The 26,440-nt window shown below is 46.9% G+C and carries 20 protein-coding genes; 6 read left to right on the forward strand and 14 right to left on the reverse strand.

The window, feature by feature from the left end; translation table 11 throughout:
* Positions 1–157: 157 nt before the first annotated feature.
* The 7 genes from QUB20_RS09850 to purL form a co-directional block, all read right to left on the reverse strand.
* Complete coding sequence (locus QUB20_RS09850; protein WP_333203554.1) at positions 158–1,243, reverse strand: DUF3474 domain-containing protein; 1,086 nt, start codon at positions 1,241–1,243, stop codon at positions 158–160.
* A 733-nt stretch (positions 1,244–1,976) separates the two neighbouring features.
* Positions 1,977–3,443, reverse strand: a complete 1,467-nt coding sequence (gene purF, locus QUB20_RS09855; protein WP_333233350.1) for an amidophosphoribosyltransferase — start codon at positions 3,441–3,443, stop codon at positions 1,977–1,979.
* A gap of 139 nt (positions 3,444–3,582) precedes the next feature.
* Complete coding sequence (locus QUB20_RS09860) at positions 3,583–3,858, reverse strand: hypothetical protein (RefSeq protein ID WP_333245769.1); 276 nt, start codon at positions 3,856–3,858, stop codon at positions 3,583–3,585.
* A 132-nt stretch (positions 3,859–3,990) separates the two neighbouring features.
* Entirely contained in the window at positions 3,991–4,317 is a 327-nt protein-coding gene (locus QUB20_RS09865; RefSeq protein WP_333052477.1) for a type II toxin-antitoxin system RelE/ParE family toxin, read from the reverse strand.
* On the reverse strand, positions 4,314–4,562 hold the full coding sequence (locus tag QUB20_RS09870; RefSeq protein WP_333245765.1) for a type II toxin-antitoxin system ParD family antitoxin: 249 nt from the start codon (positions 4,560–4,562) through the stop codon (positions 4,314–4,316). Before QUB20_RS09870 ends, QUB20_RS09865 begins: the two co-directional genes overlap by 4 nt.
* Positions 4,563–4,805: 243 nt before the next feature.
* The gene (locus QUB20_RS09875; protein WP_333245762.1) at positions 4,806–6,842 is read right to left on the reverse strand and encodes a bifunctional serine/threonine-protein kinase/formylglycine-generating enzyme family protein; all 2,037 of its coding nucleotides are present in this window, start codon (positions 6,840–6,842) and stop codon (positions 4,806–4,808) included.
* 227 nt (positions 6,843–7,069) lie between these two features.
* Entirely contained in the window at positions 7,070–9,631 is a 2,562-nt protein-coding gene (purL, locus tag QUB20_RS09880; protein ID WP_333245759.1) for a phosphoribosylformylglycinamidine synthase subunit PurL, read from the reverse strand.
* Positions 9,632–9,766: 135 nt separating this feature from the next.
* Between purL and QUB20_RS09885 the strand changes: the two genes are divergently transcribed.
* The gene (locus QUB20_RS09885) at positions 9,767–10,372 is read left to right on the forward strand and encodes a pentapeptide repeat-containing protein (protein WP_333245755.1); all 606 of its coding nucleotides are present in this window, start codon (positions 9,767–9,769) and stop codon (positions 10,370–10,372) included.
* Positions 10,373–10,541: 169 nt separating this feature from the next.
* On the opposite strand, the gene QUB20_RS09890 is transcribed toward QUB20_RS09885, so the two are convergent.
* Complete coding sequence (locus QUB20_RS09890; protein ID WP_333245752.1) at positions 10,542–11,168, reverse strand: Uma2 family endonuclease; 627 nt, start codon at positions 11,166–11,168, stop codon at positions 10,542–10,544.
* Between the two features lie 115 nt (positions 11,169–11,283).
* Here QUB20_RS09890 and QUB20_RS09895 point away from each other — a divergent pair, with 115 nt between their 5' ends.
* Entirely contained in the window at positions 11,284–13,038 is a 1,755-nt protein-coding gene (locus QUB20_RS09895; RefSeq protein ID WP_333291319.1) for a DUF3352 domain-containing protein, read from the forward strand.
* 137 nt (positions 13,039–13,175) lie between these two features.
* Here QUB20_RS09895 and mrdA read toward each other — a convergent pair whose 3' ends face one another.
* A complete protein-coding gene (mrdA, locus tag QUB20_RS09900; protein ID WP_333245746.1) occupies positions 13,176–15,002 on the reverse strand; it encodes a penicillin-binding protein 2 in 1,827 nt (608 codons plus the stop codon).
* A 550-nt stretch (positions 15,003–15,552) separates the two neighbouring features.
* Here mrdA and QUB20_RS09905 point away from each other — a divergent pair.
* Positions 15,553–16,035 (forward strand): hypothetical protein, encoded by a 483-nt coding sequence (locus tag QUB20_RS09905; RefSeq protein ID WP_333052459.1) that lies wholly within the window; start codon positions 15,553–15,555, stop codon positions 16,033–16,035.
* A 180-nt stretch (positions 16,036–16,215) separates the two neighbouring features.
* Positions 16,216–17,022, forward strand: coding sequence for a serine O-acetyltransferase (cysE, locus tag QUB20_RS09910; RefSeq protein WP_333241706.1), 807 nt, complete (start codon positions 16,216–16,218; stop codon positions 17,020–17,022).
* A 189-nt stretch (positions 17,023–17,211) separates the two neighbouring features.
* Here the strand turns inward: cysE and QUB20_RS09915 are convergent, their stop codons facing one another.
* A complete protein-coding gene (locus tag QUB20_RS09915; protein WP_333241708.1) occupies positions 17,212–17,793 on the reverse strand; it encodes an Npun_F5749 family FMN-dependent PPOX-type flavoprotein in 582 nt (193 codons plus the stop codon).
* A gap of 97 nt (positions 17,794–17,890) precedes the next feature.
* Here QUB20_RS09915 and QUB20_RS09920 point away from each other — a divergent pair, with 97 nt between their 5' ends.
* Together QUB20_RS09920 and QUB20_RS09925 are read left to right on the forward strand one after the other, a co-directional pair.
* Positions 17,891–19,009: a tocopherol cyclase family protein gene (locus QUB20_RS09920; RefSeq protein WP_333241710.1), complete on the forward strand. Its 1,119-nt coding sequence runs from the start codon at positions 17,891–17,893 to the stop codon at positions 19,007–19,009.
* Between the two features lie 124 nt (positions 19,010–19,133).
* On the forward strand, positions 19,134–19,634 hold the full coding sequence (locus QUB20_RS09925) for a plastocyanin/azurin family copper-binding protein (protein WP_333245742.1): 501 nt from the start codon (positions 19,134–19,136) through the stop codon (positions 19,632–19,634).
* 70 nt (positions 19,635–19,704) lie between these two features.
* Here the strand turns inward: QUB20_RS09925 and clpS are convergent, their stop codons facing one another.
* The 4 genes from clpS to pflB all read right to left on the reverse strand — a co-directional run bounded on the left by clpS (position 19,705) and on the right by pflB (position 26,338).
* Positions 19,705–19,998 carry an ATP-dependent Clp protease adapter ClpS gene (gene clpS / locus QUB20_RS09930; RefSeq protein WP_006633998.1) on the reverse strand — a complete coding sequence of 98 codons (294 nt, stop codon included), beginning with the start codon at positions 19,996–19,998 and terminating at the stop codon, positions 19,705–19,707.
* A gap of 231 nt (positions 19,999–20,229) precedes the next feature.
* The gene (gene adhE / locus QUB20_RS09935; RefSeq protein WP_333245739.1) at positions 20,230–22,860 is read right to left on the reverse strand and encodes a bifunctional acetaldehyde-CoA/alcohol dehydrogenase; all 2,631 of its coding nucleotides are present in this window, start codon (positions 22,858–22,860) and stop codon (positions 20,230–20,232) included.
* A gap of 124 nt (positions 22,861–22,984) precedes the next feature.
* Positions 22,985–23,725 (reverse strand): pyruvate formate-lyase-activating protein, encoded by a 741-nt coding sequence (pflA, locus tag QUB20_RS09940; RefSeq protein WP_333245735.1) that lies wholly within the window; start codon positions 23,723–23,725, stop codon positions 22,985–22,987.
* A 384-nt stretch (positions 23,726–24,109) separates the two neighbouring features.
* The gene (pflB, locus tag QUB20_RS09945; protein ID WP_333245733.1) at positions 24,110–26,338 is read right to left on the reverse strand and encodes a formate C-acetyltransferase; all 2,229 of its coding nucleotides are present in this window, start codon (positions 26,336–26,338) and stop codon (positions 24,110–24,112) included.
* Between the last annotated feature and the right edge of the window lie 102 nt (positions 26,339–26,440).

Here is a 26,440-nt window from a genome sequence, read left to right on the forward strand (position 1 = left end):
CGGGCCCGTCCAAAAAGGACGGGCCCGACGCCCATCCCACAATAACAATTAAAATTGTAAGTTATTTAATTCGCGATCCTTATCAAACACGCATAAAAAAGAAAAACCCGGTTTCTTAAAGAAGCCGAGTTTTTACCTCTTCTATTGTTTATTTAAACTACTTAACTTCAGCAGATCGCCGACTGTTAGGTGATTCGTAGTAAACTCCAGAACCTGTATCGGAGACAAAATGACAATCCCAGTAAGAGCGAATAAAGCTCTTCCAAATTGGATCGGTTGACTTGCGATAATAATCGCCCAACACGGGTTTAATTGCTTCCGTTGCTTCCTTCAAGTGATAGTGCGGCATTGTCGAGAAAATGTGGTGGGCTACGTGGGTGCCGATATCGTGATGGATGGAATTGATGATTCCGTAGTCGCGATCGATCGTAGACAATGCACCTTTCAAGAAAGACCAATCATTACCGCGATACCAAGGAATATCGGCTTCTGTGTGGTGCAGGAATGTTACCAAATCCAGCCACATCACGAACACTACATAGGGAACCAAGTAGAACTTGAGTAAAAACAGCCAACCAAACTGATAGGTTAGCGCGCCTAAAAAGCCTACCATCAGTACCAAGGATGCGGAACTTGTCAACACATCCCATTTTTCGGACGGACGGAAAATCGGGCTACCGGGCATGAAGTGAGAACCTACCCGATCGGGCGATCGGCGAAATAGATAAATTGGATAGGCAAATAACATCAAATAAAAGCGTCCTAGCTTTTCGTACCAAGGCATTTGATTGTATTTGCTTTCCGATACCGGATACCAGCTTTCATCGTTATCTAAGCTGCCTGTATTTGCGTGGTGGGTTCTGTGACTAATCCGCCAACCGTGGAAGGGCACGAGAATTGGAGCGTGGGACAGGTGTCCGATCAGGTTGTTGAGCCATTTGCTCTTAGAAAATGAACCGTGTCCGCAGTCGTGACCCACTACAAACAATGCCCAAAACATGGTTCCCTGCATCAACCAAAAGATTGGATAAAAGAGCCAGGAATCCAGGGTGTAGGCGATCGCATACAAACCTGCGATGATGCCAATATCTAAAAAGAAATAAGCCAGAGATTTCCATGCCGATGGCTCAAAACAGTGGGCTGGAATGGCTGCCTTGATATCTTGAAGAGTAAAAGGTAACTCTGCTGTACGAGAGGATGAGCCTTGATTGCTCGGCTGATTGAGAACAGTATTTGATTGCACGAAGTTTCCGATTTAAGCTGACTTGAGAAACCGCATTCCGCCTTCTTTTAACAGTCAATCGATTTTAGATTTTAGATTTTAGATTTTAGATTCACTCCACAGATGAATCTGGGGGCTTAAACTAATATCTAAATTTTTGGCTCTCCCGGACAGGAGTCGGGGGGTTGTATGCCCTATGCAGGTGAGGTAACATTCAACCTGCAAGGAGCCATCTTTTTACTCTGCAAGGGTTTCTAAAGTTATTTAGTTCGCATGAATAGCCCGTCCGCGATTCTCAAGCAAGTTGGCTTGTCGAATACTTGTGTCGGAAAAATTAGTGCGATCGACCCTGTTATCTGAAAAAATCTCATGTGCCCGTTGTTGGTGCGAAATGCGACTTCCATCTGAGAGTGGACATCTGGAGGAACTACCTCCAGTCTGCAGGTAGCATACAGCGTTTCGAGCAGGAATTGTGAACGAGAGTGTAGGGAAAAACCATCGATTTTAGATTGCCGATTTTAGATTCAAGCACAAATCTCAAATCTCCAATCTCCCATCTCCAATCCGAGGGTTGGGTTTCGCACAAGTTCTACCCAAGCGACTGTTCACTACAGTTCACAAATTCTGCAAGAATTGCTAAAGCTAAGTTAATGTAACATTTCTACACACATTCTGGCAATGACTTACCAGAAAAACTTGAAAATCCATAAATTGCGGAAAGTGACGGGCGATCGCTTTCTCGCTTTGGGATTTTCTAGGTTCCAGCTTTTTCTAATATGAGCTTAGACCGTTTTACCATTTCTGGAACGTCGATCGGATAATCACCGGTGAAACACGCCGAACAAAAACTCATCGGGTCTTCGTTAGTCGCCCTCAGCATTCCATCCCAACTCAAGAAAGCCAAGGAATCAACCCCAATTTGGGTGCCGATTTCTGCGACTGACTTAGTAGCAGCAATCAACTGATCTTGATTGTCGGTGTCGATACCGTAGAAACACGGATGAGTCACCGGTGGCGAGGAAATTCTCATGTGAACTGCTGTTGCGCCAGCATCCCGCAAGGCTTTGACGATTTTGCGACTGGTAGTGCCGCGCACGATCGAATCATCGATAATAATTACCCGCTTCCCTTCCAACACATCTTTGAGAGGGTTGAGTTTCATGCGGATTCCTGACTCACGCATTGTCTGAGTCGGTTGAATAAAAGTGCGCCCGACGTAGCGATTTTTAATCAATCCTTCGGCGTAAGGAATGCCGGAAGCTTGAGAAAAGCCGATCGCCGCCGGGATTCCAGAATCGGGAACGCCGATAACTATATCAGCATCAGCCGGAGATTCTGCTGCCAACAAACGCCCGATCCGCAGTCGGTAGCTGTACAAACTTTCACCTTCCATCTGGCTGTCGGGGCGAGCAAAATAGATCATTTCAAAGATGCAAAGTTTGCGCTTCTGTTGCTGGCTCCAGTGGAAGGAAGCCATACCTTCCTCTGTAATCCAAACTAATTCCCCGGGTTCTACGTCCCGCAAAAATTCAGCACCGATAATATCCAAGCCGCAAGTTTCCGATGCTAAAACGTATCGTACCGGAGTTGTGGGGAGGATGCCAATTACCAACGGGCGGACGCCTTGGGGGTCGCGGACTCCCATCACGCCTTTAGGGGTGGCGATCGTCAAACTAAAGGCTCCTTGGCACATACCAAAGGCACTGATCGCTGCTTCCAGCCAGTCTTTGCCCTTGTCTACCTCGGAACCGATCGCCACTGCGATCGCCTCTGAATCCGTCGTGCTGACAAATTCGCACTTCCGAGACAGCAATTCTTCGCGCAATTCTTTAGTATTGACAAGATTACCGTTATGTGCTAGGGCCAGACTTCCCAAACGAGTTTCGACAACCACAGGCTGAGCGTTGACCACGCGCGAGGAGCCGGTAGTAGAGTAGCGAGTGTGCCCTACGGCTAAGTTACCGGGCAAGTGACCTAAACTCGATTCGTTGAAGACTTGGGAAACCAGTCCCATATCTTTGTGCAGGTGGACTTTTTCACCGTCAAAGGTGGCAATTCCTGCTGATTCCTGACCGCGGTGCTGCAAAGCATACAAACCGAAGTAGGTCAACTTGGCGACATCTTCACCCGGTGCGTAGATACCGAAAACGCCACAAGCTTCCTCGGGCTTGTCGGGTTTGCTAGAATGCTCGTCAGCCGCGAAGGAATGGTTGGGAATCATAGATGGGTGGGTTCCTAATGGGGAAGGTGGGTTAGGGGGACAGTTTCAGCGGGAAATCTTGTTTGCGAAGGCGTCGCATAACTTAACATTCCCTTAATCTTGCCACGGATCTGTCATTATTTCCAAATCGTGTAGCATTTCAGACAGAAGCGATGCGGCGTTTAATGGCATTGTAGTATCGATCGCCCCCAAATCCTATATTAACCTTAATTAACAGCGGGCGAGGGCTGGGGCGATGGCTGGGGCGATGGCTGGGGCGATGGCTGGGGCGATTGTCAAACGAAGTCAGCGCAACGCCAGACTGAAGAGATTGGCGATCGTGCAATGGAAAATAAATTAGGAAATTGCTTGATGAGCTTTTTGAAATATTAGAATTTAAGGGCGATCGAGCTTGACTTTTCTGTGAGATTGACATACTATATCATCATGGGAATCTGTGCGGCCATGTAATGTCATTTTGGGGGCGATCGAGTATTAAGTAATACCGACAGGAGTGAACCGTGGGATGGAGATTTGGCAGCCTGAAAAATTTTCCTACTCTACAAAGTCAATCAGCTTCATCTCCTGACAAAACTTCCTCTAAATCTCTCGCTGCGTGCAGAATTCTCACTACCTCAATATAGTTATCAAAAGACAGATAGAAAATCAGATAATTCTCAAACCCCCTAACTGACAATCTTCGCAAACCCTCCAACCGTGGATTTTTAACCGGATACAGGCGACCCATTCCCGACATTTGAGCCAATCTCGCAAATGTCTGACGTGCTGCATCAAAAAAACGCAATGCAGCATCAAGATTATTTTGAGCAATATAAGCAAAATTTTCGTCTAAATCTTGACTTGCTCTTGGTGTAATGACAATCCGTTTAGTCATTGCTGCTGTGGGTCAAGTTTCTGCACCAACTGAGCGCGTTTTTGCTCCCACCAATCATCGGTAATCTCTATAGAATTGCCACTATCCAAACCAGCCAACAATAACGACTCAACCCGCGCGGCTCTTGCTTGTTCTTGGCGAATTAGGTGCAAGATGTATTCCGCTGCATTACTGTAGCCTCCGATTGCCACTTGTTCGTTAATAAAATTTTCAATTGAATCGGGAAGAGGAAGATTGAGGGTCATATTTTTTATCCTTCCTAATGTGTGACCTTGGCATATTTTAACTATTATAGGACTTATGCACGGGTGGTCAGAAACCGGGTTTTTTTGCCCAGAAGACGCGCTACAGACCGCAAAAACCCCAAAAAACCCGGTTTCTTTGGTTTTGATGCCTCCAGGACTATATTTATAAACCACGTTGAAACCGCCAAGCCTTAAAAGAAAAGTCCTCGCGGGAGACTACTTTACAGAACCGAAAACCAGAGACTACGCGGAAACCAAAGCCACGCGAAAACCGATGTCCGAGTAACGATCGCCCGCCACATTGCTAAGACGATACGCACTGCGACAATTCACCGCAGCGTCCTTCCAGGAACCGCCACACCGCACGCGGCGATCGCTTCGATCGTTGTCGGGATGACTGCACCATTCCCAAACATTCCCGTGCATATCATAAAGTCCAAAAGCATTGGGTGAAAAATTCCCGACATCAGTTGTTTGTTTGCGGTAAAGTCCCTTCGATGCCCCAGCGTAGGGATTATTGCCATTATAATTAACTAAATCTGGGGTAATAGTTTCGCCAAAATAGAAAGGTGTTTTAGTTCCGGCGCGGCAAGCATATTCCCATTCCGCTTGTGAAGGTAAGCGATAAGTCTTGCCTGTTTTTTTAGAAAGCCGCTTGCAGAATTCCACAGCGTCATTCCAGCTTACTTTTTCGACAGGAAGTTTCGCACCTTTGAACTCAGAAGGGTTATTTCCCATCACCGCTTGGTATTGTTCTTGAGTTATCTCATATTTACCAATAAAAAAAGCAGGGATATTCACGGTACGCTGCGGCCCTTCATAACTACTTCGTCCGACTTCCGTATCGGGCGAACCCATCACGAAACTGCCGCCAGGAATTGCTACCATCTCTAGAGTAATACCATTCCCCATATTTTCTATAAAAGCCTGTGCTTTTCCTTGACGGCGGTTGGCGATTTGGCCGGTTGAGTTGACTGCCACTGTTTCAAAAGTAAAGCTTTTTAAAGCATTGGAAGATGGCTGAGGTTTTGGAGTTTCTGCTGCGGGTTTTGGAGATGGTTTTGGAGAGGGTTTTGGCGATGGACTTTCTGCTACAGATTGTGGAGATGGTTTTGGCGATGAACTTTTGGCTGTAGTTTTTGGAGATGATTTTTGAGCTGAGGATTTAGGAGATGGGGCCGCCTTGTTGGATGAAGGTGGAAGATTTGGTGAAGATGAAGAAGTTTTGTTGTTCAACAAACTTTGACCCAGCACAGCTAATGCAAATCCTCCCCCAGCAAAACCCGCTAATTGCAAGAAACCTCGCCTTGTTGTGTTAGTTTGTAACGGCAAAGAGTGCTGTGGAATCACAGGAATTGTGGGAGTTGGTATCGGTGCGGGAGTTTGTCTTGACTGACCGTGAAAATCTCTTAAAACTTCCTCTGCTGATTGATAGCGCTGCTGGATATCTTTTGCCAACAACTTAGATAAAATCAATTCCAATTCCTTGTCTATGGGACTCTTCAAATGTTGCTGCCAATTTCCAGTCCAGCTATAACCGTGTTCCGTCCACAAACCATAAGGATGTACCCCCGTCAGTAGATGAAAAGCCGTCGCCCCCAAGCTAAACAAATCGCTTGCTGCATAAGCTTCACCCCCTTGCATTTGTTCAAGCGGTGCATAACCATGCGAACCAATTTGCGTTCCCTGTCGCGATATCACTGTTCCCGACAACTGTTTGGAAACTCCGAAATCAATCAGCACTAACACACCGTCGCTGCGACGGCACATAATATTCTCAGGCTTGATATCTCGGTGAATAATTTTTTGTTCGTGAATAAACTTGAGAACAGGTAGAAGTTCTAGTAACAGTTGCTTAACTTGGCTTTCTGGCAAAATTCCCTGATTTTGGAAAAGCGTCAACAAATTATCCCCATCCACAAACTGTTGTACGAGATACAAATATTTGTTGTCTTCAAAGTAGGCATCTAGTGATGGAATTTGGGGATGTTGTCCTAGCTGTTGCAGTTGTCGGGCTTCTAGCTGAAATAATTCTACCGCTTTGTTAATCGCCCACGTTCCCTGGACATCGGGTGCTAATTGTTTAACGACACAGCGTTGATTTAGTCGATCGATATCTTCTGCTAAATAGGTTCTGCCGAAGCCACCTTGACCGAGGAGTTTGATCATGCGGAAACGATTTCGCAGGATGGGTACGAGTTGAAGACCACAACTGATGCAATATGTTTGCCCGTCCGGGTTTTGAGGATTGGGGCAGTCGGGATTGATACAGCAAATCATTTATTTTAGGAATGATATTGTTTATATTGTATAGTGTCTAAGAACCCGGACTTCAGTTATAGGTTTTTCTAAGAATCGTGAATTTTGTAAGAAGTCGGGGTTCTTGGGCGTGTTTTTAAACCCGGAGATCCCCCCTAGCCCCCCTTAAGAAAGGGGGGACAAGAGTATTAAAAGTCAACTCCTACTCCCCTTTTTAAGGGATTTAGGGGGATCGAAACTTCACGTTGTCAAACAGATCCAATCCGACGCTCGATCGCATTATAGAATCGATCGCCCATCTCACCCATCGCCACCTCAATTAACACTTGATTGTCAGCACTCACAACCCGCAAAGGTGATTCAGCACAGCAAACTAAACCAATTTTATGCCACATTTTGGTCAAATGTTCTTGCAGGTAAGCCTCCCAAATCTCTTGATTTTTCGGTGCGACTGAAACTACAATGCAGTTGCCCATTTCACCAAACAAAATTTCATCCCAGCGGCGGACATTTGCCGAATTGAAACTGAGATGAATTTCTGCACCCATTTTAGCAGAAATACAGCATTCCGCGAGGGCGATCGCAATTCCACCTTCCGCACAATCATGGGCAGAACATACCCAACCTTGCCGAATTCCATCGCGACAAACCGATTGCACTTTTCTTTCCAACTCAAAATCTATCCTTGGCGGTTTCCCAGCTACAATCCCGTGAATTGCTGCTAAATATTCCGAACCTCCCAAAGTAGGAGAAGTTTCGATTTTTGAGCTGTCAGATGGAAGTTCTGAGTTTTGGGATGATTCACCAATTCCCAGCACATAAATTAAATCACCTTTCTTTAGCCAAGCTTGGCCCGAAATCTTGGTCAAATCGGGAATTAACCCCACCATTCCGATTACCGGAGTCGGATAAATTGGTTGAGGATTCCCCTCAGCATCAACCGTTTCATTGTAAAGAGAAACATTGCCGCCAGTAACAGGCGTTCCCAACTCCCGACAAGCATCAGCAATCCCGCGACAAGCTGACGCTAACTGCCAATATCCGATCGGCTTTTCAGGACTGCCAAAATTCAAATTATCAGTAACTGCGAGAGGTTCAGCACCCACACAACTCAAATTTCTCGCTGCTTCCGCTACGACTGCTTTTGCACCTTCATAAGGATCGAGATAAACATAACGAGAATTGCAATCAACCGTTGCAGCAACTCCGGGAATAGCCCCCTGCGGCGCTTCCTCCTTGCTAAGGGGGGGAGAAACTTTTGGAGTTTCCCTACCTTGTGCCTTTGTAAATAAAGGAATTACCTCTTCTTCCTGTTTGCTTTCGGAAGCTAGAGAAACAGCATTTTCTCTCTGTAGATCCCCCTTAGCAAGGGGGTGTACTTCTAACCCGTTAGCAAGAGAAGAGTGGCAGGGTTCTAGCGGACGCAATCTGACAACCGCAGCATCAGCGCCTCCCGGTAAAACAACAGTATTGTTTTGCACTTGATGGTCGTATTGGCGATAAACCCAGCGTTTAGAAGCGATGGTGGGAGTATCTAAAAGCGTCAGCAAAATCTGATTCCAAGTTTGGAAATTGCCGTTAATTTCGATACCTGCAACTGTGGATTGTGGCAGGGAATCCGCCTTCCATTCCCATGCTTTTTTAGCATATTCTGGCGGTTCTGTCAACAGTTCTCGGTGATAAATTGGCGTGTTATCTGCCAAAGCAGTTGCGGTAATTTCGGCAGCGATTTCGCCTTTAAAGAGAATTCGGACGATCGGCTCTTCGATGACTGTCCCCGCTACTACGGCGTGCAATCCCCATCTGTGGAAAATATCGATTAATTCCTGTTCCCGTCCTTTTTGGGCAACAAATAACATCCGTTCTTGGGATTCCGAAAGCAGGTATTCGTAGGGAACCATACCGCTTTCTCGAACGGGAACTTTGTCTAAATCGAATTCAATGCCGACGCCGCCTTTGGCTGCCATTTCTGATGTCGAACAGGTGATTCCCGCCGCACCCATGTCTTGGGCGGCGACGACTGCACCGGTTTTGAATGCTTCTAAACAAGCTTCAATTAAGGATTTTTCTAAAAATGGATCTCCTACTTGGACGGCGGGGCGATCGTCCATTGATTTGTCGGTCAATTCTGCACTGGCAAAACTTGCTCCTCCCATGCCATCTCTGCCAGTAGTTGAACCGACGTAAAGCACGGGATTTCCGATTCCCGATGCCCCAGACTTGACGATTTCTTGAGTTTCCATTAAACCCAAGGCCATGACGTTAACTAATGGGTTGCCGGAATAAGCAGGATCGAAGTAAACTTCGCCGCCAACTGTGGGCACGCCGATGCAATTTCCATAATGGGAAATTCCCGATACTACGCCTTTGAACAATCTCTGAGTTTTAGCATCGTCTAAGTTGCCGAAACGCAGGGAATTTAAAAGTGCGATCGGGCGAGCACCCATTGTGAAGATATCGCGGAGAATCCCCCCGACACCGGTTGCTGCACCTTGGAAAGGTTCGACTGCTGACGGGTGGTTGTGGGATTCAATTTTGAAGGCGAGTTGCAAGCCTTCTCCCAAGTCTACGACGCCGGCATTTTCTCCGGGCCCGACGAGAATTCGATCGCCCTCTGTGGGAAACTGTTTTAATAGTGGCCGCGAATTTTTGTAACAGCAGTGTTCGCTCCACATAACGCCGAACATTCCCAATTCAGCTTTATTAGGATGGCGGCCTAGACGCTGAACGATTTCTTGATATTCTTCTGGTTTGAGTCTTTCAGCAGCAATTTGTTCGGGGGAAAATGGGGATTCGGAGATGGGAGACATGGAAACTCGTTATAAACCACAGGCTTTATTCTAAATGCCCTGTGCTTGGTTAATCTAAAATCTATAATCTAAAATCTAAAAACCCAGATCCTTGCTTGGTTAATCTAAAATCTAAAATCTAAAATCTAAAATCGAATGACTTTACCTCAAAATCTCAATTTTGCTAACCAAAACTTGCGGAACCGTTCTTTTAAAGGGCTTGACTTGTCAGGGGCGAATTTCAGCGGTTCCGACATTCGAGGCTGCAATTTCACCGGGGCGATTTTGAGGGGGGCAAATTTTCAGGGTGTCAGAACCGGACAAAGCCGCAGGCGGGTGAGAAATTTGATTGCTAGGGCTGGGGTAACGGCGGTGACAGTGACGACGGCTGGGGCTTTGACTGGACTGATAGCCGGGGCGGATGCGGGGGCTGTGGCGGTGGCCGGAACCGCTGCGACGGCGATTGCTGCGACTCGGTGCGAGGCTGGAATTGTGGCGGGGGCTGTGGCTGGGGCTGCTGCTGCGATCGGGGCTAGCGGTATTGTGACATTTTTGGGCGGAGATACTCTCAGGGGAATTGTCTTATTTTTGGTTTCTGGGGTAATTCTGGGGTTAACTGCGATCGGCTTTTTTATCGCTGTTGAACAGATAGAAAAATTGTCGATAACGTCGTTTAGAAAAGCTGATTTAACTGATGCTGTATTCGATGCGGGGGTGGTTCTAGATGCAGATTTTTCTGATGCGCGAGGAGTGCCGTGGTAGACTGCACAATTACTGATTTTTTTGATTTTTTACCGAAAGCATCCAGGATACAAGCCCCCGGATTCATCCGTGGAAAAATAAAAAACCTGTATCCGATGAAACTTGCCGAACGTATTTATTCGTGGGGTGAATGCTTCAATTCTAAAATCTAAAATCTAAAATCTAAAATCTAAAATCGATTGACCCATTCCCGTAATTCTCGCACTGCTGTGGTTGCGCCTGTAGTTTGAGTGCGATCGATAAATTCCTCAACTTTTGCAGTAGGTAGCATCGGGAAATCCCGCGAAAAATTGCACTCGGCATATTCGCCATTTTGCAATTGATAAAACTTGATGCTTCGTCCATCGTACCGCCAAATTTCGGGTACGCCTAAATCTGCATATAAATCGAATTGATTTAAGGAACTGCTGGTAATATCAATTTCCAGTGCTAAATCGGGCGGCGGATCTTGAGCAAAGTCTAATTCTGTTCTCCCTCTGACCAGTGCTTCATTCTGGATATAATAACAGGAATCTGGTTCTTTACCCGCTGCTTTTTTGCGTTTTTTGATCGTCATCGAGCCAAAGGGGTTGTACTCTAGATTGAGTTCTTCTATGAGAGTTACAATTAAGCGATCGATCAGCCTGTTGCGATTTTCATGTTCCGGTAGCGGCACCATAATTTCTAATTGACCTTGATGATAAGCAATTCTGGTGGAACGTTGGTTGCCCAGTTCCGCTAGCAGGCTTTCATATAACTGCCAACTGATATTTGGCAGTAAAACTCGCTGTTCGGGGGGCGTTGATATTGTTAGCATTTTACTTGAGTTTTAGAGCTTGAGAATATTTTAATTGATTCTTTTTTTTTGCGAACAGCACAAAAAGTATCTGCCGACAGCTACGGTCATGCGCTACTCTAGTTAATAATAGACTGTGGTCATTAGTCCTTGTTGTATGAAGTTGCGATCGTTCTTTTCTTTCCTCCTTGCTGGCGTCTTGGCACTCTTAGGCTTGAGTGCCGGTGGTTTTTACTGGCTGACAACTCACACTCCCCTGAATTTGCTCGCTGGCGGGCCGACAACTACTCCGGCTGCGGCTGTGTTTGTCTCGAAACAAGCACCTTTGTTAGCATCAATGCTGGTAAATCCCGATCGCCTCGAAGCATTGCGACAAGTTTTTGCCACTCCCGAAGAAAGAAGTCGATCGCACGCAGAATTTGAGCAAATCAAAAAAAGTTTCCTCGGCAATACAGGCCTGGATTACAGTCGAGATATCCAACCTTGGATAGGTGACGAAATTACCCTCGCCGTCACAAACCCAGATTTCGATGGCGACAGCAGCAACGGCAAACAAACCGGGTTTTTGCTGGCCGTTTCCTCCCAAAAAGTCGATCGCAGCCAAAAATTTCTTGACTCCTACTGGCGCCAACAATCTCGTGGCGATAAAACAGTGCAGTCGGAAATATATAAAGGCGTGAGAATTAATTATAAACAAGCACCAAGAGCCCAGAAAAAATCTGCTTTACTTTCGCCTTTTAACCCGTTTTCTCTGCCGACTTCAAAGTTGCCATCCAGCTTCGCAACAGCAGCCATCGGCGGTAATTTTAATTCTGGGGAGGAGCAAAATTTTGTTTTGTTTTCCAATAGCCCGATTGTGATTCGAGATGCAATTAATAACGTTGAATCAGCTAACCTAAATCTCAACAATACCCCCGAATATCAAAAAGCTTTGCAGCAGCTAAATCAAGGCAGAATCGCTTTAGCATTTGTCAATCTCCCGCAATCAGCAACCGAGCAAAATCCCCAAGTTTCTCTTAATTCCCTCGCAGTTGCTGTCGGAGTCAACCGACGGGGATTGCTGGCTCAAACTGCTTTAGTGACATCGCGAGAAAACACAGCTTCTCCAACGCTTTCCGAACCTGTGCAAGCCTTGCAATACATTCCCTCAGCGAGTCCTTTCGCGGTCGCCAGCACCGACTTAAGGAATTTTTGGGCTGATTTGTCATCGGCGGTTTCTACTAATCCAGAAGTGTCAAATTTAGTCGATCGCACCCTGGGAGATATTCAGCAACTTTGGGGCGTCAACCTGCCGCAGGATATATTTGACTGGGTACAAGGAGAATACGCTTTAGCAGTGCTTCCGAATTCGTCAAAGAGTGCTGACTGGATTTTTGCCGCCGAAAAATCTGCTGATTCCCAACAGGCGATCGACAAACTCGATGAAATTGCCCGCAGCAAAGAGTACAGCATCGGCAGCTTCACTCTGAGAAACCAGAAAATTACCGCTTGGACCCAGTTGACAACTAGCCAGAATTATGGTAAAGAAAATAATAGAAAAAGTGCGATCGAAACCGAGGCAAAAGGAGTCCGAGCCACCGTCGGCAAATACGAAATTTTCACCACTTCAGTAGAAGCAATGGACGCAGCACTAGAAGCAGCCGAAACAGGCTCTTTAGTTGCCAATCAAGATTTTCAAACCAGCATTGAACCGCTACCGCCCTCTAACGACGGCTATTTTTATTTAGACTGGCCCTCCAGCAGGGCAATTTGGGAAAAACAAATCCCGCTGTTGAGGTTAATTGAACTTTCGGCAAGACCATTGTTCGATCACTTGCGATCGCTAACTGTCACCAGTACGGGAGAAATAACAGGAATTCGCAAAGCTACTATATTTATGCGGCTCAATTAGTTAGTAGTCAGTAGTCATTAGTCAGTAGTCATTAGTCAGTAGTCAGAAGTCAGAAGAAAAACAAGACACTATGCCCAATTCCCCATTCCCAATAACTAAGGACTAATGACTAATGACTACTGACTAAGGACTAAGGACTAAGGACTAATAACTACTGGCTGCTTCACATTTTTCTGTGGCCCAAAATAAGCTTGAAATACCTCTTTGGCGATCGGGGCGGCGGCAACAGAACCATAACCGCCATTTTCCACAACCACGGCGATCGCAATTTCCGGTTTCTGGGCGGGCCCGAAGGCGACATACAAAGAGTGATCCTCCTGTCCGATGACCTCCGAAGTCCCTGTTTTGCCCGCCGTCAGCGGAATCGAACCGTCATTCAATCCCTGTCCAGTACCCTCGGCAACTACCGCGATCAGTCCTTCCTTAATCACCTGAACTGTTGAAGGTTTCATCCCCGTATGTACCCGTTGAGTCTCCGCTGTGCCGGTCATAGAAGTCAAAAGATGAGGCTTCACGCGATAACCCCCATTAGCGATCGAACTCACCATTACCGCCCCCTCCAAAGGAGTCATCAACACCAACCCCTGCCCGATCGACATCGTTACCGTATCACCCGCATACCAAGGTTCTTTATAAAGTTTCTCCTTCTCCTCCGGCGTCGGGATTTGACCGTAATCGCCACCGCCTAGCCCCAAAAGATTCAAATCCGTCTCCTTGCCAATTCCCAAGCGCTGTCCCCACTTAGAAATTTGCTCCGGCCCGGTACTAATCCCCAATTGATAAAAAAACGTATTGCTGCTGAAAGCCAAAGCATCCTGAAAGCCGATGTCGCCGAAACCGCCACTGTGTTCGTTAAAATCAATTCCCCCCACAGTAATGTAAGACGAAGTACCGAGAATTGAGTCCGGCGAAAATTTGCCCGACTCCAGGGCCGCGACGGAAGTCACAATTTTAAAGGTGCTACCGGGGGGATAGCCCTGCGTGGCCCGATTCAAAAATGGATTTTCCGGATCTTGAAGAGTTTTCCACTCATCCTTAGTGATTTTTCGCGTAAACAGATTGGGGTCAAAAGTCGGGTGGCTGGCCATAACTAATACCGCCCCGGTGTTGACATCCAGCGCCACTACTGCTCCCCGGCGGTTCCCCAGGGCTTTTTCGGCTGCTTTTTGCATGGACAAGTCTATGGTTAGCTGCACCGCCTCACCGGGTTTGGGCGGTGTCTCTCCCATCAGCCGCAATTCTTCATTTTGGGCATTTACTTCGATCAGCCGATCGCCCCACACTCCCGCAATCTTCTGGTTAGAGCTCGCTTCTATGCCCATTTGACCGACAATCATCCCCATCGGATATTCGGGATGAGCTTCCAAGTCGGCTGCGGTAGCTTCGCCGATATATCCGATCGCGTGAGCTGCCAAACTGCCTTCGGGATAGTAGCGGTTCGCTTCTGGCCGCACTTCCACTCCCCGCATTTGTCCCACCTCTTCTGCTAGTGGCACAAACACCTCTGGCGGCATTGCTTGCTTGATCCGCACCGGTCTGTAGGATAGAGGATCGACCTCTTTTATTTTTTTTAAAATTTCTTTTGCCGGAATCTTAACCAGCGGACTCAACTTTTCTGCTGTCGCTTTCCACTGTTCCGGCGTTTGTTCTTTCGGCCACAAATATACCGATCGAGCTAAATTGTTTGCCGCTAGCAACTTGCCTTTGCGATCGATAATTTGTCCGCGATTCGCCGGCATGGGCACTAGGCGAACGCGATTGTTTTCGGCTCGTTCCCGGTGTTGCTTCCCTTGTATCAGTTGCAATTCCACCAGCCGACTAGCGTGCAGGCCCAGCAAACCTGTTGCCACCAGCATTAAAACGATCGCCCGGTGTATCGGACGATCCTGTTTTTTAGGAGTTTCCCCCAGGCTTTTGTCAGAAGAGTGAAATCCTGATATCGAATAAACTTGTCGTTGCATCATTCTATAGGTAGATGTCAAATCCTAGATTTTAGATTCTTGAATTGTCCCTTGTGAAGTATACATCATCAAACCGAGGACGCTTGGGCCTTGACCATTGGGGGAAGCGGAATGATTGATCGTTAACTTTTGACTAATCACTAATTAACTCATGACTGCTCACTAATCCCCCAAGCACCAAGAAATAGCCAGCAAAATCAAGGCAAGGCTCAGCCAATTAGGGAGGTGGAGCCAGCCGGATAGACCTATAGGTAACAATACCAAGACCTGTGTCAATAGGGAACCGAGGGCCAACAGCAAGGCTAGAAGTATCAAATTTATCATCTTGACACCGTACAATTTCGGATATGAGTGGATCGCCTGTGGCAGAAATCCGAGTGGCACAAGCGAGCGCGATCGTAGAGGGATTGTCCTGATAGACATAAGGAAGATAAGCCAGGAGGTGTTGAACTAATTTAAAAAAAATTATTCTTCCTCCATAGTTTGTATTCCAGGGGCTGCGATGGGTAAATTCTGAGTTGTGATTTTAAGTTGTGACGCCAGGAGTATGGCCATGTTGTTTAATCAGGGAGCCAATTTCAAAAACGGTGCGCTCTTGGGTGCGATCGCGGCGATCGTCGCCCTACCAGTTTTAGCAGAAACAGCCAATTTCGGCACTTTAAGTTTATCGCGAGGTTTTGCAGCCCCAACAGCAGTTTTGAGAGGTTCCACAGGCGGATCCTACTCTCTATCTGCCATAGCCAACGCCGATCGCCACAAAAACAAATGTTTGGGTTTTGCCACCCCAACTCCCGACCACATCATAGTCTTGCAGCAAAACTTTTCAAAACTCACACTCCAAATCAACAGCGGAGGCAAGGACACAACCTTACTCGTACAAGGCCCCGGTAATGCGGTGCGCTGCGGAGACGATATAGGTCAGAATAAAGATGCTGGCATACTTGATTCTGACTGGCAAGCAGGCTCTTACAGGATTTGGGTAGGTACTGTCGAACCCGGAGTCAAGTCTAACTATACAATCTCAGTACAGGAATAGAACGCAGCGGCGCTGTTGGATGGAGACAATAAAATATCATCAAATTCTCCCCCAATCTCCCACTCTCCCACGGTTCCACTCCGTCATATCCCCCAATCTCCCGATCGACCGCTCACTTCCCCATCCAGTAAAATGTAAAATCGAAAGTGGCGTGTTTAACCAAAATAGGTAACTCCGAAAGTGCTAAAGACTCTTAGAGCTGACTTCAGTATAATTTTCGATCGCGACCCTGCAGCTCGCAACTGGCTGGAAGTTTTGTTTTGCTACCCCGGTCTTCAAGCCCTAGTGCTGCACCGCCTCGCACACTGGCTTTATGTGTTGGGACTTCCCTTCATCCCCCGCTTGATTTCCCACATGGCTCGCTTTTTGACCGGAATTGAAATCCACCCAGGGGCAACCATCGGCAAAAGCGTATTCATCGACCACGGTATGGGGGTTGTGATCGGCGAAACAGCGATTATCGGCGATTTTGCCCTAATTTACCAAGGTGTCACCCTAGGCGGTACTGGCAAACAAAGCGGCAAGCGTCACCCTACAGTCGGCGAAAACGTAGTTGTCGGTGCCGGCGCCAAGGTACTCGGCAATCTGCAAATTGGCAATAACGTCCGCATCGGCGCCGGTTCCGTCGTACTCCGCGACGTACCATCTGACTGCACAGTGGTAGGGATTCCCGGCCGCATCGTCTATCGATCGGGAGTGCGCGTCAATCCCCTAGAACACGGCAGTTTGCCGGATTCGGAAGCTGTGGTAATTCGCTCTTTGCTCGATCGTATCGAATCCCTCGAACAGCAAGTAAAAAGTTTGGTTCCTCAACCATCTGTCTCCTTAACTTCTGATCCCACTTCCCACAATTTCCACTCAGTATCAGAAGCTTTAAACCAAGCCAGCAATGTAGCCGTAGCCGAAAAAACACAGCTAGTTACAACCCCTAGCTGCAAGTTAAAAGATAAAGCAATTCAAGAATTTTTAGACGGCACCGGCATCTAAAATTTGAATGGGCAAAACAGGGAATTGGCAAAACAGGGAATTGGCAATGGGGCCTGGAAGGTTATTGGTAACAAATAACCAATAACCAATAATCACTGACTAATGACTACCCAGATTTATCAGTGGAGTCGCTTTCTTCAATCTAAAATCTAACTAAAATCTAAAATCTAAAATCGGTTGACTTCTTTTTCAAGGATTAACCGATCGCACAGACCAATTTCCCTCCCCGTCGCGCCGATAAAGCGATCGGTTTTGCGGTTCCCCCCGCAACTCCAACAAATCCACCGTTTCCGGTTCCAACAACAGCAAGCAAAAATTAGGCAGCGGCTCGATCGCATCTGGGGAAGCAGAATCAAAAGCACTAGCCTCGGCTTTGTCATCCCCCGGATGAGGCCAAGCAAACTGCGATCTAGCCGCCTCAGAAAGCTCCTGCCAAGTTGTACACCGCGATGAGAACAACTGGGCCTCTGGATAATCTGCCCCTACCAAAACTAGCTTTCCAGCAATCCGAAATTGTTCGCGAGTTTTCGGGAAATACCAGCAAATTTCCCCCCAAGGATAGAGATTAATCTCCTCTGCCTTTTGACTGCGAATATCTGTAATAAACTTTAACTGATTAGTATCTGCTAAAAAGCCTCGAAACACCACAGTGCGGTTAGCCGGACGCCCGGTAGCCCGAACAGTTGCTAGTTGCAAGTAACGGGCAAAAGCAAGACTGCGGTTGCGGTGGAGGGCACGAGCTAAGGGCGATCGCCAAAGTGCTAGAGACATAAAGGAAGGAAGAAGGAAGAAGGAAGAAGGAAGAAGGAAGAAGGAAGAAGGAAGAAACAGTTATCCGTGAATTCCCTGTCATGCTATTGGTAATTCTATGTCAAATTCACTCTCAAAACTCAAAACTCTTGAAACTCCCCACAGTGGCTACCACTGGGACGGTAGTTCACGCCGCTTTTTTGAAGGCTGGTACTACCGAATAACATTACCGATTCACGGACAATCCTTTGCATTCATGTATTCCATCGAAGACCCCAGAGGCGGTCAACCTTACAGTGGCGGTGCAGCTCAGATTCTCGGCCCGAAAGATAGCTATTTGTGTCGCACCTTTCCAGATGTAAATAAGTTTTGGGCGCACAGAGAAAGCTTAGGTTTCGGACATTGGGGCAAAACAGATTTACAAATTAAACCCCAATATTTAGAGCCGCCAGTATTCGACAGCAGCGTCGAAGAAGGCTATCAAGCTACTGCTACTTTAAATCAAGGTTATTTGCACGATCCGGGAAGCGGCAGCCACTGTTTTTGGCAGTACGAAATTCAACCTATCTATGGCTGGGGAAACTCTGAAGAAATCCAGAAATCTACCGCAGGAATGCTATCTTTACTGCCCGTATTTGAGCCTGGATGGCAAATTTTAATGGCTCACGGTTTAGCCACGGGCTGGATCGATTGGAATGGCGATCGCTACGAATTTAAAGATGCTCCCGCTTACAGCGAAAAAAACTGGGGCGGTGCTTTTCCGCAAAAGTGGTTTTGGATTAATTGCAATTGTTTTCAAGGCGAAAATGATTTAGCTTTAACCGCAGGTGGTGGCAAGCGGGGCGTGCTGTGGTGGATGGAATCGGTAGCAATGATTGGTCTGCATTACCGAGGCAAATTTTACGAATTTGTGCCTTGGAATTCGCAAGTTAGTTGGACTATTGAACCTTGGGGAAGCTGGAAAATGCAGGCTAGAAACAGTCAGTTTGAAGTTGAGTTGATTGGCACTACAAACATTCCTGGTAGTTATGTGCGAACTCCTACCGAAAAAGGCATGGCTTTTTGCTGCCGGGATACGACGCACGGTGAATTGCGCTTGCAACTGCGAGAGTTGTTGGGGGGAAATGTGGAAAAAAATGGCAAGCAGCGTTCTAGAATTATCTTAGAGGCTCAAAGCTCTTTATCGGGTTTGGAAGTTGGGGGCGGGCCTTGGGATGAAGTTTGGCGATCGAATTAAGTCATTAGTCAGTAGTCAGTAGTCAGTAGTCAGTAGTCAGTTGTCAGTAGTCAGTAGTCAGTAGTCAGTAGTCCGTAGTCATTAGTCATTAGTCAGTTAATAGTTAACAGTAGTCAGAACAGCCATGATCAATTTACTCGGTTGGCAATTAGGCAAATTCTACCGCAGCCAGGGGTTACAAAAAACTTTCAAGGTGATTTTGGGACTAATTTTATGTTTGAGCACAATCTTGATGCCAGCGACAATTGCTAGTGCTGCCGGTGATTTGTCTCGCCAACCTGTCACCGAAATTACTGTTAGTTTGGGTAACGAAGCTGGGGAACTCAAATTTTTTCCCAATCTGCTAGAATTTGAATCGGGCAAGCGCTATAAATTAGTGCTAAAAAATCCCAGTTCGCAGAAACATTATTTCACTGCTAAAAACTTTGGTGATGCGAGTTGGACTCAAAAAGTTGAAGCTGGGAAAGTGGAAATTAAAGGAGCGATTCACGAACTAGAACTTAAACCGGGCGCTATGGCAGAATGGGTGTTTGTGCCGATGAAATCGGGAACCTACAACCTGCGCTGTACGGTAGCCGGACATACAGAGGCGGGGATGATTGGCAAAATCACGATCGCCTCTTAAATCCCAATCTGCGTTCAATTTCAGATTAATTACCGAAAATTCATCGAACTTTCGGCCCTCTAGACACTTTTCAAGTAGACTCTAGCGGAGCCATTGTCAGTCCAGCACGGCTCAATTGCATATGATAAAGTTCTGCTTGCTCTTGCGGGCCAACCCAGACGGTGGCCTGGCCTTCGTGGTGGATTTGGTTGGCGAGTTTCCAAGCTTGATCGCTCGTCATCCCTGGAATGTATTTCGTCAAACATTCCACAACGTGCTGAAATGTGTTGAAATCGTCGTTGAGGACTATTACCCGATAGTTGGGATAAGGTTTGCGGGTAACTTGACTCGATCGAACGGGTGCTATGGTTGGTGAAGAGGTCATCGCGCGAACAGCCACTAAAACTACAAAATTCGTAAAATAGTTACCTCTAAAATTATAACACAATTTCAGATTTTTTTAACCCCTACTTGGTATTTTGATCCGCTTCGGGGTTTATTTTCACCACCGGGCCCTGCGTTAGATTTCTCCAAAAAATCTTGTGGGGGAGAAGGAGTTAGGTATCCTGCCCCCCATTGACAGGCTTTTGAGGAGAAATCTATGGCACCGCGCCGATTACACTAAAGTTAACACTCGATTGAGATCGGACGTGTCGCCGTCAGAATACGCTTGCACCAGAAGTTGCTTTAAATCTTCAATCAGCGGATAGCGGGGGTTCGCTCCGGTACACTGATCGTCAAAAGCTCGATCGGCCATTTCCTCAACGCGAGCAAAGAAGAAATCATCACTCATTCCCTGACTGGCGATCGCCTCCTGAATCGTGCTAGGAATATCTACCTCACGCTTCAGAGCTTCCACCGCTGCGATCAACTTCTCAACTTTTTCATCTTCGGTATCGCCGCCCAAATTCAGATAGTCTGCAATTCGAGCATAACGCCACTTGCTGTTAGGATACTTATTTTGAGAAAAAATCGCTTGTTTGAACGGAACATCCGTTGCATTGTAGCGAATTACATGGGAAATCATCAGCGCATTCGCTAAACCGTGAGGGACGTGGCAAGTTGCACCTAATTGGTGAGCTACTGAGTGACAAACCCCCAGAAAAGAGTTGGCAAATGCCATGCCGGCGATCGTAGCAGCATAATGTACTTTCTCCCGCGCTTTCGGATCGTTGGCACCATTTTTGTAAGCGCTGGGCAGGTATTTAAACAGCAAACGAATCGCTTCTAAAGCCAAACCATTTGTATACTCAGAAGCCAACACAGAAACATAAGCTTCTAAAGCGTGGGTTAGCGCATCAATGCCGCCGTAAGCAGTCAGTTTTCGGGGCATATTCAGCGTAAGTTCTGGATCGACGATCGCCATACTCGGAGTCAGAGCATAATCTGCCAGCGGATACTTAATCCCCGATCGTTCATCCGTAACAACCGCAAAAGGCGTGACTTCCGAACCCGTTCCCGAAGTAGTTGGAATTGCCACCATAATTGCCTTTGAACCCAAAGGTGGCAGTTCGTATACCCGCTTGCGGATATCCATAAACCGCATCGCCAATCCTTCAAACTCAATTTCTGGATGCTCATACATCAGCCACATTACTTTAGCAGCATCCATCGGCGAGCCACCACCAAAAGCAATAATCACATCTGGATGGAAACTATTGCAGATTTCTAAACCTTTGCGAACAGTAGCCAGCGAAGGATCGGGTTCCACATCGTAAAATGTGTAGTGATCGATGCCGATTTCTTCCAAACTCTCTGTGACTTCCTTAGTCAATCCCAATTCAAACAATGGTTTATCCGTCACAATCAAAGCACGTTTCTTACCTGCAAGATCCCTCAAAGCTACAGGAAGACAACCCGACTTAAAATAAATCTTGGGAGGAATGCGGAACCAGAGCATATTCTCGCGTCGCTCTGCTACGGTTTTGATATTGAGCAGGTGATGGGGTGTCACGTTGACAGAAATCGAATTATCGCCCCAGCTACCGCAACCGAGGGTAAGGGAGGGATCGAGGCGGAAATTGTACAAATCGCCGATCGCACCTTGAGAAGAAGGCGTATTAATCAGCACCCGCGAAGTCTCTAGTTTGCTTTCAAAATAACGAATGTGGTTCTGATTGTGCGGAGCGGTGTAGAGTACAGAAGTATGTCCGTGTCCGCCAAAAATTATCAGCGCTTCAGCTTTGTCTACTGCTTCAGTAAAGTCCTTGGCGCGATACATGGCGAGAATCGGCGAAAGTTTTTCACAAGCAAAGGGTTCTTCTTTACCTATCGTATCCACTTCTCCAATCAAAACCCTGATGTTTGACGGCACTACAAAACCCGCAATCTGCGCCACCTTTTGCACCGATTGTCCGACTATTTCGGCATTCAATCGACCATCAATTAAGATTACCCGCCGCACTTTTTCTCGTTCTTCAGCATTCAGGAAATAAGCACCGCGCTTGATAAATTCCAGTTGCACGGCATCGTACACCTCATCCACAACAACTACCGATTGTTCCGAAGCACAAATCGTGCCGTTGTCGAAAGTTTTGCTGAGCAAAATTGAGCTGACAGCCATTTGGATGTGAGCGGTTTCATCGATGATGGCGGGAGTATTTCCAGCGCCGACACCGAGGGAGGGATGTCCTGAAGAGTAGGCAGCTTTTACCATTCCCGGCCCGCCAGTTGCCAAAATTAGTTTGATATCGGGGTGCTGCATCAAAGCTTGGGAAAGTGGCACAGTTGGCTCATCAATCCACCCAATAATATCCGGTGGTGCGCCGGCTGCTACAGCAGCATCGAGGAGGATTTTTGCCGCCGCAGCCGTGCAGGATTTGGCGCGGGGATGGGGCGAAAATATAATGCCATTTCTCGTCTTGAGCACGATTAATGACTTAAAGATGGTGGTGGAAGTCGGGTTAGTTACAGGAACGATTCCCGCTAGCAATCCCACGGGCTCGGCAATGCGTTCGTAGCCAAAATGCCGATCGGACTCGATGATACCACAAGTCTTGTCGTTTTTATATTTGTTGTAAATCATTTCCGAGGCAAAATGATTTTTGATTGCCTTATCTTCGATGACTCCCATTCCCGATTCTTTGACTGCTGCTTTGGCTAAGGGAATGCGGGCGGCATTAGCGGCTAAAGCTACTTGCTTGAATATGCGATCGACTTGTTCTTGAGTGTAGGTGGCAAACTCAGCTTGGGCTGCTTTTACTTTTTGAATTAGGACTTCTAATTCTTCTAAATTGGTAACTTTCATGTGATTTTTCGTGATGTGGATTTCGGAAAAATTATTGCCTCAATCTTTGATTGGTAGGGAACCTGCAGATCGACGCAGATAATTTCAAGATTGTGGGTGACTTGTGAACGTGGCCTTTTAATTATTATATACCGCTAGCTCCGATCGCATTGACCCCGCGACTGCGAAAAATATCAACTGTTTGTTGCACGAGTTCCGGTGAAGCTGGAGGTGTATCCTTGAGTTCGTAATCCAATTTTAATTGCTCCCATTTGTATTCTCCCATTTTATGAAATGGTAATACTTCGACTTTTTCCACATTGTTCAGATTGGCAATAAACTCCGCTAATTTTTCTACGTTTTCGATGTGATCGGTGAGGTGAGGAACTAGAACGAAGCGAATCCACGTCGGTTTGCCAATTTCGCTGAGATATTTGGCCATTGCTAAAGTAGGCTCGATGGAAACATTGGTGACTTTGTAATAGAGTTCGGGAATGTAGGATTTGATGTCCAACAAAACCATATCGGTCATTTCCAGAACCGGTTTAGCAACGTCTAAAACACAGAAGCCTGATGTGTCCAGCGCTGTATGCAAACCCATTTGATGACAGCGGGTAAAGATTTCTTTGACAAAATCCGGCTGCATCAATGGTTCGCCGCCGCTGACGGTAACGCCTCCTTTCCGTAGGTAGGATTTACATTTTATAATTTGCTCGATTAAATAATCGACGGTTACTTCTTTACCATCGTGGGAATTGCGACAGTCGGGATTGTGACAGTACAGACAGCGTAACGGACAGCCTTGGGTGAAGACGATAAACCGGATTCCGGGGCCGTCTACTGTACCAAATGTTTCGATTGAGTGAATGCGACCAATTCCAGACATTTAATTTGCTGTTTGTTGGTAAGGATTTTGAGAGTAGGGATGAGGGAATCTCGGTGCTAACTTAAGCCTGGAAACTTGCGTATTTTTCGTTTGGTTGCTGAGGCTCGATCCCCCTAAATCCCCCTTAAGAAGGGGAGTAGGGGTTGACTTTGAGAAGTGGACGGTTCCCCTTGAATCCCCAGATAGTCTGGGGAATTCAAGAATACTCTTGTTCCCCCCTTCTTAAGGGGGGTTAGGGGGGATCTGGCCTCATGGTTTAACAGCGAAACTAGACGAAAAAAGACTTATGCAGAACCAATTATGTAGGCGCTTCTTGAGTCCCCCTCAGCTCGGACTTCGTTTGACAAGGAGCGGTTTCAATCGCCGAGTTTTTTCTGCTGGGATTTAGACGCGTTCGTGGAAAGTCCGTTTAATCACATCTAATTGCTGTTCGCGGGTAAGTTTGATGAAATTAACCGCATAACCGGAGACGCGAATTGTTAGCTGGGGATAGTTTTCTGGATGTTCCATCGCATCTAGTAATGTTTGCCGATCGAGGGCGTTAACATTGATGTGATGGCCGCCATCGTGGAAGTAACCGTCTATAAGACTAACTAGGTTGTTAGTCCGATCGCTCTCCATTCTGCCCAAGGCCTGCGGTAGAATCGAAAAAGTATTCGATATGCCATCTTGACAATCACTGTAAGGCAGTTTGGCTACAGAAGATAAGGATGCGATCGCCCCACAGGAATCTCGGCCGTGCATCGGGTTAGCGCCCGGAGCAAAGGGTTCGCCGGCTTTACGTCCGTCGGGAGTGCTACCAGTTTTTTTGCCGTAAACTACGTTAGAGGTAATTGTGAGTACCGATTGAGTCGCTACAGCGCCGCGGTAGGTTTTGTGCTGGCGAATTTCGTTCATGAAGCTTTGCACAAGTTCGATGGCTATACTGTCTACGCGATCGTCATTATTGCCATATTTGGGATATTCTCCTTCGATCGAGTAATCCACTGCCAAACCTTGCTCGTTGCGAATCACCTTAACTTTAGCGTTTTTAATCGCCGACAGGGAGTCCGCCACCACCGACAATCCGGCAATTCCGCAGGCCATTGTCCGGTAAACATCGCGATCGTGCAGTGCCATTTCCAGGCGTTCGTAGCAGTATTTGTCGTGCATATAGTGAATGACATTCAACGTATTGATATACGTTTTTGCCAACCACGCCATCATGTCGCGGAACCTGGCTCTTACCTCGTCATAATCGAGATATTCGGTAGTAATCGGTGGGAACTGCGGCGCGATTTGGTCGCCGGACTTCTCATCTTTACCGCCGTTAATCGCATAGAGCAAAGTCTTAGCTAAGTTAACTCGCGCGCCGAAAAACTGCATTTGCTTGCCAATTCGCATGGCGGAAACACAACAGGCGATCGCGTAATCATCGCCGTATTGAGGACGCATCAAATCGTCGTTTTCGTACTGAATAGAACTTGTGTCGCTGGATACCTTCGCACAGAATTCTTTGAAGTTTTCCGGCAAGTTTTCCGACCACAAAACGGTGAGATTTGGTTCGGGTGCAGTACCGAGGTTTGACAGGGTGTGCAAGAATCGGAAACTGTTACGAGTTACCAATGTTCTACCGTCATCGCTGATACCGCCGATCGCCTCTGTTACCCAAGTTGGATCGCCAGAAAACAGAGCGTTATAGTCGGGAGTTCGCAAAAACCGCACCATGCGGAGTTTCATTACAAAATGGTCGATCAGTTCTTGCAATTCCACTTCGGAACTCGCGCCACTTTGCAAATCGCGCTCGAAATAAATGTCTAAAAACGTCGATACGCGGCCCAGAGACATCGCTGCCCCGTTTTGTTCTTTCACTGCTCCCAAGTAGCCAAAATACACCCACTGGACAGCTTCTCGTGCGTTTGCCGCCGGACGGCTAATATCAAAGCCGTAGCTAGCAGCCATTTCTTTTAACTCAAACAATGCCCGAATTTGCTCGGATAACTCTTCGCGCAAGCGAATTGTTCCCTCGTCCATCGCGTCTAGTTCGAGTGATTCTTGCTGTGTTTTTTTATCCTCAATTAGGCGATCGACACCGTACAAAGCAACGCGCCGATAGTCACCGATGATCCGCCCGCGTCCATAGGCATCTGGCAAACCTGTGATGATACCAGAACGTCTCGCCAGACGCATCGAGCGCGTGTAAGCATCGAATACACCATCGTTATGAGTTTTGCGATATTTCGTAAATATTTCTTCTGTTTGCGGATCGAGCTGATAGCCGTAAGCTTCTAAACCGGCCTTGACAACGCGAATCCCGCCCAAGGGCATAATCGCGCGTTTCAAAGGTCGATCTGTTTGCAAACCTACTATTTGTTCTAAGTCGCGATCGATGTATCCTGCTGCATGAGCCGTGATCGATGTGGGAACTTTTGTATCAACATCCAATACACCTTTTTCGCGCTCTTGCTTCATTAATTCCAGAACTTTTTGCCAAAGTTGCTGGGTTTTTTCGGTTGGTGCTGTGAGAAATTCTGCATTCCCTTCGTAGGGGGTGTAATTCTTTTGGATGAAGTCTCTGACGTTGACTTCGTTTGTCCAGTTGCCTTCAGTAAAGCCGTGCCATTCTGCAAACATAGCTTGCTTTCACCTCAATTTTTTATTAGCGATCGATCTTTTTTGCTTCGACCACTACATCTAGTATATATTTAATTTCAATATTTTAAATACCCGGTTCGC

The sequence above is a fragment of the Microcoleus sp. B4-C2 genome (assembly GCF_036705265.1).
Lineage (GTDB): Bacteria > Cyanobacteriota > Cyanobacteriia > Cyanobacteriales > Microcoleaceae > Microcoleus.